General features: G+C 41.0%; 10 protein-coding genes and 1 pseudogene. 5 read left to right on the top strand and 6 right to left on the bottom strand.

Annotated features, from left to right (window positions below):
- Positions 1-622, bottom strand: a 622-nt coding sequence (locus L4C33_RS13860) for a PDC sensor domain-containing protein (RefSeq protein ID WP_489686437.1), incomplete at its 3' end; no start/stop codon positions are given.
- A 455-nt stretch (positions 623-1,077) separates the two neighbouring features.
- On the opposite strand from L4C33_RS13860, the gene L4C33_RS13855 reads away from it, so the two are divergent.
- Together L4C33_RS13855 and xthA are read left to right on the top strand one after the other, a co-directional pair.
- Entirely contained in the window at positions 1,078-2,115 is a 1,038-nt protein-coding gene (locus tag L4C33_RS13855) for an acyltransferase (protein ID WP_428813018.1), read from the top strand.
- 943 nt (positions 2,116-3,058) lie between these two features.
- Positions 3,059-3,865 (top strand): exodeoxyribonuclease III, encoded by an 807-nt coding sequence (xthA, locus tag L4C33_RS13850; protein ID WP_428813017.1) that lies wholly within the window; start codon positions 3,059-3,061, stop codon positions 3,863-3,865.
- Positions 3,866-3,943: 78 nt separating this feature from the next.
- Here the strand turns inward: xthA and L4C33_RS13845 are convergent, their stop codons facing one another.
- From L4C33_RS13845 to L4C33_RS13830, 4 genes are all read right to left on the bottom strand, one after another.
- Positions 3,944-4,621 (bottom strand): ABC transporter permease, encoded by a 678-nt coding sequence (locus tag L4C33_RS13845; protein ID WP_428813016.1) that lies wholly within the window; start codon positions 4,619-4,621, stop codon positions 3,944-3,946.
- Positions 4,622-4,623: 2 nt separating this feature from the next.
- Positions 4,624-5,364 (bottom strand): ABC transporter permease, encoded by a 741-nt coding sequence (locus tag L4C33_RS13840; protein ID WP_428813015.1) that lies wholly within the window; start codon positions 5,362-5,364, stop codon positions 4,624-4,626.
- Between the two features lie 88 nt (positions 5,365-5,452).
- The gene (locus tag L4C33_RS13835; protein WP_428813014.1) at positions 5,453-6,223 is read right to left on the bottom strand and encodes an ABC transporter substrate-binding protein; all 771 of its coding nucleotides are present in this window, start codon (positions 6,221-6,223) and stop codon (positions 5,453-5,455) included.
- 111 nt (positions 6,224-6,334) lie between these two features.
- On the bottom strand, positions 6,335-7,105 hold the full coding sequence (locus tag L4C33_RS13830) for an ABC transporter ATP-binding protein (protein WP_428813013.1): 771 nt from the start codon (positions 7,103-7,105) through the stop codon (positions 6,335-6,337).
- Between the two features lie 742 nt (positions 7,106-7,847).
- Between L4C33_RS13830 and L4C33_RS13825 the strand changes: the two genes are divergently transcribed.
- From L4C33_RS13825 to L4C33_RS13815, 3 genes are all read left to right on the top strand, one after another.
- On the top strand, positions 7,848-9,389 hold the full coding sequence (locus L4C33_RS13825; RefSeq protein ID WP_428813012.1) for a DUF3360 family protein: 1,542 nt from the start codon (positions 7,848-7,850) through the stop codon (positions 9,387-9,389).
- A 325-nt stretch (positions 9,390-9,714) separates the two neighbouring features.
- Complete coding sequence (gene pflB / locus L4C33_RS13820) at positions 9,715-11,991, top strand: formate C-acetyltransferase (protein WP_428813011.1); 2,277 nt, start codon at positions 9,715-9,717, stop codon at positions 11,989-11,991.
- Positions 11,992-12,108: 117 nt separating this feature from the next.
- A complete protein-coding gene (locus L4C33_RS13815) occupies positions 12,109-13,080 on the top strand; it encodes a lipid A deacylase LpxR family protein (protein ID WP_428813010.1) in 972 nt (323 codons plus the stop codon).
- A gap of 82 nt (positions 13,081-13,162) precedes the next feature.
- Here the strand turns inward: L4C33_RS13815 and L4C33_RS13810 are convergent.
- A pseudogene (locus L4C33_RS13810) lies at positions 13,163-13,453 on the bottom strand (methyl-accepting chemotaxis protein); the annotation flags it as partial.

Raw genomic sequence — 13,453 nt, 5'->3', positions numbered from 1 at the left:
GCCCTTGACCACTTTCGATCAGCTTTGGTGTACTAATACAGGTTTCGCCACTTGATAACGGACAGAAAAAACGCTCGCTATTCGAACTCTCGTTAAACGTTGATTCTGAAATAACATTCGCGAGRACATTCTGACCATCATCTGAAAGTTTCCAGTAAGGGGCAAAACGTCCGATTTCATTCGAACCTACATAGTCAGCATCAACGTAGTTATCATCTTCACCGTCAAGTAAGTTAGGTTTGAAGACTAAGTAGGCTCCCTGAATAGAATCAAAACCAATAACAGACTGACGCACCATTTCATCAAGAGCAGTTCGTAGCTCTTCACTGGCAGTAAAATTCTCTTCTGCGTTACTCTTTAAGAATAAAGCTGTCGATGCCAGCATCTCTGCACGATAAATAGCTTCATCTACGTATTGCTGAACTTCTTTAGAATTGAGTTGTGAAACAGAGGCAAGTAGCTGCTGCGACTTATCAATAACCGATTCAGAGCTTTGCGCTTTGATAACTTTCTGGTTAGAAGTCGCGTTGTAGATTGAAAAACCAATGAGCGATAAAGAGGTAATTAGCAAGCAACAGCCTGCTAGCAGTGTGATTTTCCACTGTACTGAAAGAGATTGCATCGTTGTTACGTCCTTATAGTAAGCCAAATAACTTTCATAACCTTATGAATAGCTTAAGCAGTCAATTACATCACACCCATTTTAGATATCAATCTAAAGTTTACAAAAATGTTAACAACGCAGTTAAGTGGCTCCTTTTCCTCTGGCCTCTACTATGTCATGACGCTATAAAATGCTAATATTTATCGCTGCACTATTACTTTCCAATTAAGGAGCTTCATCAACGTTTTTAGCTTTAATATTAGCTAGGGTACTACACCATTTAAAAGCAATGACTTAACCAATCACTCATAAGCAAAAATATTCCATTGAGACAATGCAATAGGCTTCTTCTGGAAGTAGAATGCCCACAGGGTAACCTCACAGATATTTATTTCTAATCTAATTCTTGGTTACATATGAAAACAATTATGTTGAAATATACAACATTAAAAAATGCTTAGTGGCAATAAAACATGAATAACAATAAATTAAACCGACATTATGGCGCTGATGTCTGTAGAATTTGTGCTACATTTGGTGTCATCCTGATTCATACGAGTGGCCCTTTTTTTTATCAATATGGACAAATAGATACTTTAGACTGGCTATCTGCACATTTTATGAACTCCTTCGTTCGCTGTTCAGTCCCTCTTTTCGTCATGCTTTCTGGAGCTCTCTTGCTTAAAAGTGGCTCTAGAGAAGTATCTATAAATAGATTATTAAAGCGTGTTAGTCGACTTGCTATCCCGTTGTGCGTTTGGAGCCTATTTTATATGTTGTTCCTCTCATATCATACTGGTAGTTCAGTCGATATAACAAGCATGCTATATAAGCCAGCAATGTACCATTTAACTTTTATTTACACATTAATTGGTGTTTATTTGCTAATACCAATATTGCAGGTTATTTATGATCTACTTGTTCATAGAAAGGACTACCAAATTTACTTTTTCCTATTTTGGTTCATCGTAAACTGTATACCGGTATTTATAAGTATTCCATTCATTTCTTCTCCAATTGGCACTAATTATTCGGGGTGGGGTGGATACTTTTTGATTGGAGGTCTGATTGCAAACTATGCTAACAACATCCATCATATAAGCACAAAGCACTTAACTATCGCAAAATACGTCTACTTATTCTCTGTTGCTGCCACTTTCATATTTACTTGGATATTATCTGCGCAGTCAAATTTACCTATACAAACCGTTTATGAATACTTTAGCCCAACGGTATTTTTTGCTTCAGTTTCTGCATTTATTGTCCTTATCAACATAAAGAAAGAGCATGAATCACCAAAAATAGTACAATGGGTATCTGATATAACTTTCCCTGTATATTTCATGCATGTTGTTATATTGGATATAGTGAATATTAATCTCATTTCTCCTAGTAGTAGTATACCTGTAGTCTTTCAAATTCTAATTGTATCTACGATCAGTTTTTTAGTTTGCTTGATCATAGCCAGTGTTCTTCGAATAATACCGAAATCGAAAACTTTGTTCGGTTAATTCTTACTATAAGACCAACACCTATAACATAGGGCGACCTTAGTTCTTAACATGGCTGTGGTTGCCTTTCTGCTTACTCTAAAGTGTCTAAATTTATTATTTGGTCGCTCACATTTTAATACGTCTGCTAGCTCACCCAAGCAGATTGTTAAGAATCATAAGAGATCCTTCTAAAACATCACCAACATTTAGATTCAACCAATTACGTTCACAACCACAATCCTTTAAGACCATAATTTCAATTTTTGAAATTTCATCTATCCTGATTAACTGCATTTACTCTGGTTTCAGTCAATCAATAAATCTCTTGTATCGTAAGGCTTAAGACCTAGTTTAGCTTTTTCGTTCACTGGATAAACTTGGCGAAAAAAGTAGCTCAATTGCCTCATAGAAACGTCCGGATTTTGTCATTCGATCTTTGTATTTCGAGGCTCTTCGTCACTATTCCCCACAGTGACGTTATTCTGGTTTTGCCTTTTTGATACAGGCAGGTGTTTGGCCACTGAGGTACATTGTAATGAAGTGGTTGAAATGAAAAGAAGCCAACGAATAACAAGCTTTTTGGTTATGGTTATGGTTATGGTTATGGTTATGGTTATGGTGCGTAACATAAGTGGCTAATTAAAGCCACACCCGATTTACCAAAGGGTCAAGCGGGCCATACTTTCGCCAGCCATTTTRTGATGAACAGCGGTAATATTTTAGGGCATCAAAAAATCGAGTAAACAATGATTTATGCTCACTCTCCCCGAACCATTTAAGTGACATAATGGCCTTTAATCCGGTCACTCAATACGCCCTATACCATGGCGATTCAAGTGGCAGCAAAGTGGCGACAAACCTCATTAAGCATGGTTAAATACAGTTAACCATGATAATCACCAAATCGACAGCCCCTTTAGCAACAAGCAATCGTAAAGGTTTATAAGAGGTATAAAAACATATGAAAGTTATTAGCTTTAATATCAACGGCCTTAGAGCTCGTCTTCATCAGCTGCAAGCTATTATTGATAAACATCAACCAGATGTTATCGGCCTTCAAGAAATCAAAGTTCATGACGAAGCTTTTCCAATCGAAGATGTTGAAGCTATGGGCTATAAGGTTTACTTCCATGGTCAAAAAGCCCATTACGGCGTTGCTATGTTATGTAAGCAAGAGCCAATATCTGTTCAGAAAGGTTTCCCAACCGACAATGAAGAACATCAAAAGCGTATGATCATGGCGACTTTTGAAGATAGCGACGGTGAAAAGGTAACGGTATTAAATGGCTACTTCCCTCAAGGTGACAACATCAGCCATGAAACGAAGTTTCCATATAAAGAGCAATTCTATAAAGACCTAATGACTTATCTGAACGATGCTCATAACAATGAAGAGAAAGTTATTGTGATGGGCGACATTAACATTAGCCCAACGGAACTAGACATCGGCATCGGTGAGCCAAACCGCAAGCGTTGGTTAAAAACGGGTAAATGTTCATTCCAACCTATAGAACGCGAGTGGTTGAAGACATTAATGGACTGGGGTTTTGTGGATACGTTCCGTCAATTGCATCCTGAAGTAAATGACCGATTCTCATGGTTCGACTATCGCTCAAAGGGTTTCCCTGATAACCGTGGTTTACGTATCGACGTTATTTTAGCAACTCCTTCACTGGCTAAAAAGTGTATTGAATCAGATGTAGATTACGAACTTCGCGGTATTGAAAAGCCGTCTGACCATGCTCCAATCTGGTCAACGTTCTCTTAACTACCCAAGACTCCGTATTCCTGACATAAAAAAGGCTTCCCTAATGGAAGCCTTTTTAATTTTCTGAGTATCGAAACCTTAGCTTAATGGCCTTAGGTAACCCAAGAAACGTTTCTCTGCGTATTTGAATACCGCAATGATGATGAACGTTAGCCCCATATAGAACAAACCAGCAGTCAAAAATGATTCAAACGGCGCATAATAACGCGAGTTAACTAAACGAGCTGCACCCGTTAGGTCCATGATGGTTACAATACCTGCAACTGCAGAGCCATGTAACATGAAGATAACTTCATTACTGTACGCTGGTAGTGCGCGTCTTAATGCACTAGGTAGAATGATTCGACGATATGCTTTCGCTTGGCTCATACCATAAGCTTTTGCTGCCTCAACTTCACCTTGTGGTAAACCATTAATCGCACCACGAATAATTTCCGCGGTATACGCTGCCGTGTTCAATACAAAAGCAACTAATGCACAAAACCATGCGTTTTCCCATAGCGTATCTTTTACTGGGAAGAACTGGTCCATGCCGTAGTAGATAAGGTAAAGCTGAATTAGCAGTGGTGTTCCACGGAAAAAGTAAATGAATGACCAAGCAAAGCCACTTATCAAATAGTTTTTACTATTACGTGCAACAGCCATTGGTATTGCAACGGTCAAACCGATAATCAACGCTAAAGCAACTAACCAAGTTGTTGTCCACAACCCATCTAAATAGATAGGGAGACTTTCAATAATCAATGAAAAATCCATACCTACCTCGCGTGAATGCTGAATTTACGTTCAACCAGCTTCAATGCGCCAGTTGAAATGCTAGTGAATAGCAAGAAGATAATTGCGACCGTCATATAAAAAGTAAACGGCATTTTTGTTGAGCCTGCTGCTAATGAGCTTACTCGAACCATATCTTCAAGACCGATAATTGAAACCAAAGCCGTCGTTTTCAGTAGTACCAACCAGTTATTACCAAAACCCGGTAAAGCATGACGAATCATCTGTGGTAGAAGAATACGGCGGAATGCCAAAATAGGGTTCATTCCATACGCTTTAGCTGCTTCCATTTCGCCACTGTCTACGGCCATGATGGCACCGCGGAAAGTTTCAGCCATATAAGCGCCGAATATAAAGCCGATGGTTAGCACACCTGCAACAAATGGGCTGACATCAATATAGTCAGGAAGGTATGACGTCCACTCGTGGTTAGGGTCACTAGAAGTGAACCACTCATTCAACCATTCATTGACGGAATATAAACTGTTATTAAGAAGAATTTGGCCGCCAAAGAAAATCAACATCATTAATACAAGGTCTGGAATACCTCGAATAACCGTCGTGTAAAGTGTTGCTATTGCTCGAGCCCAACGATAAGGCGCTAGCTTTGCCAGTGCACCTAGCATGCCAAGAACCATGGCTAAAATTAGCGATAGAAGTGCAACTTCGATAGTAAGCACAGCTCCCTTAATTATAGAAGCTTCATACCCTTGTAAATCAAACATAATGAATTCCAACAGAACAGCGAAAAAGTTGGTAGAGATAGGATTAGAGAGAGGCTTTTGACCTCTCCCTGATATCTAATACTAGATATTATTGACCGTATACATCGTAGTTGAAGTATTTAGCCGCGATATCTTGGTAGATACCTTTCTCACGTAGTGAAAGGATTGCCGCATCTAGCTTTTTAGTAAGATCTTTATCTTGCTTACGTAATGCGATACCAAAGCCTTCACCGAACCATTTAGGATCTGTTAGTGATGGGCCTACGAATTCGTATGCTTCACCACCAGCTTTGTTTAGAACACCTTCTTCTAGAGCTGATGCATMACCAAGAACTGCTGCAACACGACCGTTTGCAAGATCTAGGTAAGCTTCGTCGAAAGAACCGTAACGAACGATATCTACTTTGTCACCGTAGTTATCTGTTAGGTACTTATCGTGAGTAGTTGCACGTTGTACCGCAATTTTTTGACCGCTAAGGTCATCAAAGTTCAGACCCGCGCCTTTTTTCGCAATAAATTTGTTTGGAATAAGTGCGTATTTACCAGTGAAGTCGATTTTCTTCTTACGCTCTTCAGTGATAGACATAGCAGCAATGATTGCATCGTATTTACGAGCAAGTAGAGAAGGAATAATACCGTCCCAATCTTGAGCAACGATCTTACACTTTACCTGCATTTCAGTACAAAGAGCGTTAGCCATATCTACATCGAAACCTTGTAGAGAACCATCAGCTTCTGTCCAGCTAAATGGAGGGTAAGCACCTTCAATACCAAAGCGAACTGTTTTCCAATCCTTTGCTTGAGCAACGCCAGTTGCAGCTGTTGCAGCAAGCGCTGCCACTAATAACCACTTTTTCATATCCATACTCCCGTGATCGAGTTTTTAGTTATTTAATAATGTTGTGTTTCTATGTATTTCTAAACACCAGTGTTAATTAAATTCCCACTAGCATTTAGGTATCGCAAAATATTAGTAAATCGAAGAGACAAATTGTTGAAGTCGCTCTGACTCAGGGTTAGTAAAGAGTTTTGCAGGATCGCCCTGCTCTTCCACTAAACCTTGATGCAAGAACATCACATGGTTTGAAACATCTCTCGCGAATGACATTTCATGAGTTACTACTAGCATCGTTCGGCCTTCTTCTGCCAAATCGCGCATTACACCTAGTACTTCCCCAACTAACTCTGGGTCAAGTGCTGAGGTAGGCTCATCGAATAGCATTACTTCTGGATCAACGGCTAACGCGCGGGCAATAGCAGCACGCTGCTGTTGACCGCCAGATAGGTGACCTGGGTAATAGTCTTTACGCTCATATAAGCCGACTTTTTTAAGAAGCAATTCAGCATTTTCGATAGCTTGTGCTTTTGGCACGCCTAAAACATGGATTGGCGCTTCAATAACGTTTTCCAATACCGTCATGTGTGACCACAGGTTAAAACCCTGGAACACCATAGCTAAGCGCGAACGAATGCGTTGAACTTGTTTTTCATTGGCGGGAACAGAAACACCTTGGCGGTTATTTTTCATTTGAATTAATTCACCATTAACCCAAATTTCGCCGGCAGTTGGAGTTTCTAAAAGATTGATACATCTAAGGAAAGTACTTTTACCAGAGCCAGAAGAGCCAATGATAGATACCACATCCCCTTTGTGCGCAGAAAGTGAAATCCCTTTTAACACTTCATTTTGACCAAACGTCTTATGCAAATCTTTTATATCGAGCGCTGGTACATCTTTCATGCGCTTTTTCTCCCAAGTTTGTATGACTGCAAGGTACTCCGACCTTTTCATGCGATACAAATTAGCACCACGACAATCAACATGCAACAAATTATTAACCTTGAGAATAGAGAATAAATAGCAATTCACTCTGATTGATTATGCAATAGACAGCGTTTTCCTCTCATTTAACTGAATAGAATTTATAAACAGGCGCAATATGTGRACTTTATGAAATGTGAGCGGGATTTAACATTTACTTAATATTTTACATTATCTCAAATATGCACCCTTTACTTATGCTTAAGATAGATATGAAAACAATATCTCAATAATCTCTATTTATAAGGATCAAGTGGTGAACACCGAAATATAGCCATACCTTGGGTGGCTCTCTATAAACGCTAAGCACTCAAGTTCCTCAACACCTAGGTTAAGAGCACAAAGCTTCTAAATTTATGATTAAATTGAAAGCAGATTACACAATTATTCATTTTCACCATTAGTTTTAACAAGATATTGTAGCTTTCTTTCACATACACTCATAAAGTGATCAAGATCAATCACCCTAAAGGGTAGGCTTGTTAGACTCCAAGTCAAATATAAGGCAGTTATAAATGCCAGATATTCTTTAAGTTTGGCGAGTATGACTGCCTAAAGCATCGCAACAGTGCTCATACAACAAGCTAGATAAAGGAATTACCGCAGGATGCGGATTTATAGAATTCAATTTTAGAATTACAACAAATAATATGAGGAATCTATGTCAGACGTTGTCAACAATACACACTCTGAAGTAGAAGAGAAAAGCTATAAAGAGCTTCACCGCCCTGCTTCTGAATTTGAGAGCCGCTCAGATTATCTTGATCACGAACTTCAAATCATGAAGCCTCGTCGTTTTGGCCTAAACCTTCCAGGTCGTGATTTCCGCTTTGAACTTGAAGATCTCGTTCCTGCACTTGCCGGTACTATTGGCATTATTGCAATGTACTCTGCGGTAATGATGTCTTGGGCTGATGGCTTAACTCAAGCTTGGGACCACGTAAACCTTGGTAAAGAGTTTGCTATTGAAGTAGCTCGTGTAGAAATGCTTATCCCTGCACTACTATTCTGCATCCTTGCTTCTGGCTTCTTTAACCCTAAAGCAAACCTTGCCGGTAACCACGGCCCAATGATTCCTCTTATCGGTACCATCGCTCTAGCTGGTGCTCACCCTCTTGCATTGGCGATTCTACTTGGTGTTTTCGGCTTGTTACTGAGCTACTTTAAAGGTGGCTCTAAGTTAGTTAACCTCACCTCAGAAGGTACAGCAGGTGGCTTGCTTATTTTCCTAGGCTTTACTGGAGCCATGAGCCAAATTGGTTCAATCCAAGCCTGGGCAACAAGCTTACAACCGGCGGGCGCTGAAGCAGGTAGCCTTGGTTACATTGGTTTAGTCGTGCTTGGTATCAACATTGTTATTTACGCTCTATTAGCTAAATTCAACAAGCGTTGGTTAGCGATCCCTGTTTGTGCTTTCACTGGTTTGATTGTTGCTCTAGCACTAGGTGCTGGTTTCAACTTGACGTTTGAAACTGAAATGGGACTTCCGAACTTAAACCCTGTTTACTGGTGGGGCTCTACAACGGAAGGTTGGATGCTTGGTCTTCCTAATCTTGAGCACTTTATTGCATCACTACCATTTGCAATCCTAGCTGTTGCTATGTGGTCTCCTGATTTCCTTGGTCACCGTATTTTCCAAGAACTGAACTACCCGAAACGTTCGGAAAAAGTATTGATGGATGTAGATGACACTATGACTATGTGTTCATTCCGTCAGATGGTCGGTACTGCAGTAGGTGGTGGTAACATCACATCATCTTGGGGGACTTACATGATCCCAGCTGCTATCGCAAAACGTCCTATTCCAGCAGGTGCCATTTTACTTGGCTCACTTTGTATTATTGTTGCCATTCTTGGCTTCCCTATGGATGTCGCAGTTTGGCCACCAGTAATGCGCGTTGCGTTACTAGTTGGTGTATTCCTTCCTTTACTTGAAGCGGGTATGCAGATGGTTAAGGACACGAAAGATTCACAGGCAGCTGGTATTTGTATCTTCGCTTCTTTAGTAGCGAACCCTGTACTTGCTTGGGCACTGACTATGTTCTTAGACAACAACGGTCTGATAGGTGATAAGAGCCGAGCTTCACGCTTATCTTTCATCGACAAGATTGTCATTCCAGTTGGCGTATTCGTAGTTTGTTTAGTTGCTATGCTTGCTGTTGGTATGCTTGAAAGTCAATATGGTCTTAAGTCTTGGTTATAACCTGACTTTTTAATAGAAATTACTACCTATAAAGTAGTAAAATTCAAATATAGTTTGGGTGATGTACTCCATCACCCAATTTTTTTAAAAGATTCTCAACTTTTTTTATCATTTATTGATTTAGTTTAAGGTTTACAAAAAATTTTAGCGTAATCTAGAATACATCGAAGTGAGACACCATTTAAAAAGTAATGACAAAATATATAATCATATGAACCTATGTGGTAATACATATTGTTATTAATAAGAGTGTACTACCCTTTCAGGGGCGCTGGCTCAACAGTGTTAAAGTACGTATTTTTTCTACTAAAAAGGTAGGTATGTCATGGCAGAGCAATTTGCTAAAGCTTGGGAAGGTTTTGCTGCAGGTGAGTGGCAAAGCGAAGTAAACGTTCGTGATTTCATCCAAAAGAACTACGCGCCGTATGAAGGCGACGAATCTTTCCTAGTTTCTGAAGGTACTGAAGCAACTAACAAGCTTTGGGCTTCGGTAATGGAAGGTATCAAACAGGAAAACGCAACTAAAGCACCTGTAGATTTCGATACTTCTGTTATCTCTACCATCACTTCTCATGATGCGGGCTACATCGAAAAAGACCTTGAAACAATCGTTGGTCTACAAACTGAAAAACCACTTAAGCGTGCAATCATCCCTAACGGTGGTGTGCGTATGGTTGAAGGTTCTTGTAAAGCATACGGTGAAACTCTTGACCCAATGGTTTCAAAAATCTATTCAGAATACCGTAAAACGCATAACGCTGGTGTTTTCGATATCTACACACCTGACATTCTAAAATGTCGTAAGTCTGGTGTTCTGACTGGTCTTCCTGATGCATACGGCCGTGGTCGTATTATCGGTGACTACCGTCGTGTTGCTCTATACGGTATCGACTTCCTAATGAAAGACAAGCAAGCTCAATTTGCTTCTCTTCAAGAACGTTTCGAAAACGGCGAAGATCTTTCTGCAACAATGCAACTGCGTGAAGAGATTTCAGAGCAACATCGTGCTCTAGGTCAAATCAAGCAAATGGCAGCTAAATACGGTTACGATATCTCTGAGCCAGCTCAAACTGCTCAAGAAGCTATCCAGTGGACTTACTTCGCTTACCTAGCGGCTGTTAAGTCTCAAAACGGTGCTGCAATGTCTCTAGGTCGTACTTCGACTTTCCTAGATATCTTCATCGAGCGTGATATTGCTGCTGGTAAAATTACCGAAGTTGACGCTCAAGAGATGATCGACCACTTCGTAATGAAGCTACGTATGGTTCGTTTCCTACGTACTCCAGAATACGATGAGCTATTCTCTGGTGACCCAATCTGGGCAACGGAATCTATGGGTGGTATGGGTATTGACGGTCGTACGCTAGTAACGCGTTCGAACTTCCGTTTCCTTAACTCTCTATACACTATGGGTCCATCTCCAGAGCCAAACATCACTGTTCTTTGGTCTGAGCAACTGCCTAACGGCTTCAAACGTTTCTGTGCGAAGGTATCTATCGATACGTCTTCTATCCAGTACGAAAATGATGACCTAATGCGTCCTGACCTTGGTTCTGATGACTACGCAATCGCTTGTTGTGTATCTCCAATGATCGTTGGTAAGCAAATGCAGTTCTTTGGTGCTCGTGCTAACCTTGCAAAAACAATGCTTTACGCAATCAACGGCGGCGTTGATGAAAAGCTTAAGATGCAAGTTGGCCCAGTTGGCGATAAGATCACAGACGAAGTTCTTAACTACGATGACGTGATGGGTCGCCTAGACACATTCATGGATTGGCTAGCTAAGCAATACGTGACTGCGCTAAACAGCATCCACTTCATGCACGATAAGTACAGCTACGAAGCGTCTCTAATGGCTCTTCATGACCGTGACGTTCGTCGTACTATGGCATGTGGCATCGCTGGTCTTTCTGTTGCAGCTGACTCTCTATCTGCAATCAAGTACGCAACTGTTAAACCAGTTCGTGACGAAGACGGCATTGCAACTGATTTTGAAATCGAAGGCGATTACCCTAAATACGGTAACAACGACTCTCGTGTAGATGATATTGCTTGTGAACTTGTTTCTACATTCATGAACAAGATCCGTAAGCTTAAGACTTACCGTGACTCTATCCCTACACAGTCAGTTCTTACTATCACGTCTAACGTTGTATACGGTAAGAAAACAGGTAACACTCCAGACGGTCGTCGTGCTGGTGCTCCTTTCGCTCCTGGTGCTAACCCAATGCACGGTCGCGATGAGAAAGGTGCGGTAGCGTCACTAACGTCTGTAGGTAAACTACCGTTTGCTGATGCTCAAGATGGTATTTCTTATACATTCTCTATCGTGCCAAACGCACTAGGTAAAGAAGAAGATAGCCAACGTTCTAACCTTGCAGGCCTGATGGATGGTTACTTCCACCACGAAGCTGGCATTGAAGGTGGTCAACACCTTAACGTGAACGTTCTTAACCGTGACACTCTAGAAGACGCAGTTAAGCACCCAGAGAAATACCCTCAGCTAACTATCCGTGTATCGGGCTACGCTGTTCGCTTTAACTCTCTAACTACAGAGCAACAAGCTGACGTAATCGCACGTACATTTACAGAGTCTCTATAATCTTTAACTTTTAAGATTAAAAACTTTGAACAAAAGCCCACTCTTATGAGTGGGCTTTTTTTATATCTCAGGTACGATAGAAGCAGAACGCATACTCGTTGTATCTATGACCATAAAATGACTATTAAAAAAATCGCACTACTCGCTATCTCATCTCTTTTCGCTGCTCAAGCGAATTCAGGGACTGTGACGTTTTCTCTTGATAACGACGGCCTATTTGGGGTCGACCAAGATTACACTAACGGTCTTTTTCTCTCGTATTATTCAGATGAAATTGCGCCACCAGCTTTTATGGCTCCTATTTCAAGCTCATTTGGTACGTTTCAAGGGGGCGCCAGTCATAAGTGGGGCTTTACATTAGGGCAAACCATTTATACCCCTGAAAATATTGAATCAGCAGTACCAGAAGAAAATGCAAGGCCTTATGCGGGCGTGCTATATGGTCAATTCGACTTTGCTAACATCTCTGGGCATAGAGTCGATAAGTACGGGTTATTTTTCGGTTCGACAGGCCCCGGCTCTTTAGCCGACTCAGCTCAAAACTTCGTACACAGTATTACTAAATCAACGGAGCCTTTAGGCTGGGACTATCAAGTTCAAGATAAAATCTTATACAACTTCGATTTCGAAACCCACAATGCGCTATTACGTTTACGCTCGTTCGGCGGCTTAGAGCATGAACTTAAAAACGTCTCTCGCGTCATGATTGGTAACTACCGCACAGAGGTGGCAACTGGAATGATGTGGCGCTGGGGAACAGGATTGGATGCCAGTGTTGGGGCATCTCGTATGACGATAGAAAACTCCTTCAACCCCGGGTTTATTATGCAAGGTTCAACCGGCGCACATATCTTTGCTGGCATTGAAGGCCGTTACCGCTTTAACGATGTAACCATTGATGGGCCTTTACCAGAAGAAGTTTACCCAGTAACAGTCAATAATACTCAAGCTACTGCCACGATAGGTGCTGTTTGGTATATCAATAATTTTGGTGCATCTTTTACCGCTGCCGCGAAAACTGCTGATTTTGAAGAAGATACGAATGATCTTTACGGTGTAGGTAACTTAACTCTATTCGCCATGTTCTAGTTTCCTGATTGAGAACAAACAGTAAAACCACAAAGAGCACCTACTGAGGGTGCTCTTTGTTTATTTGGTACGCCTTGACCTGTTAAAGCGTAAAGCGTTGGCAGTCACTATTTAGCTTAGTTGAACGTTGGTCGACCACTTGGCTTGTTTCTCTTATCATCTCATTGTTGTCTTCCAACTCTTTCATCGACGTCGATATTTGGATCATGCTATCGGCCATAGACTGACTGGTCGTTGCAAGTTCACGAATTGAAGAGAATATCACTTCAGTTTGATGGTTCGCCTCATCCGCTTTTTCCGTAATACGCTCCAAGGCTTGCATTGCTTCTAGCCCCTTCTGTTGTCCAGCTTGCATTGACGTTTCTGACTGGCC

The sequence above is a fragment of the Vibrio makurazakiensis genome (assembly GCF_050337375.1).
In the GTDB taxonomy this organism is placed as follows: domain Bacteria; phylum Pseudomonadota; class Gammaproteobacteria; order Enterobacterales; family Vibrionaceae; genus Vibrio; species Vibrio makurazakiensis.
This window is presented reverse-complemented; position numbering and strand designations above follow the sequence as displayed.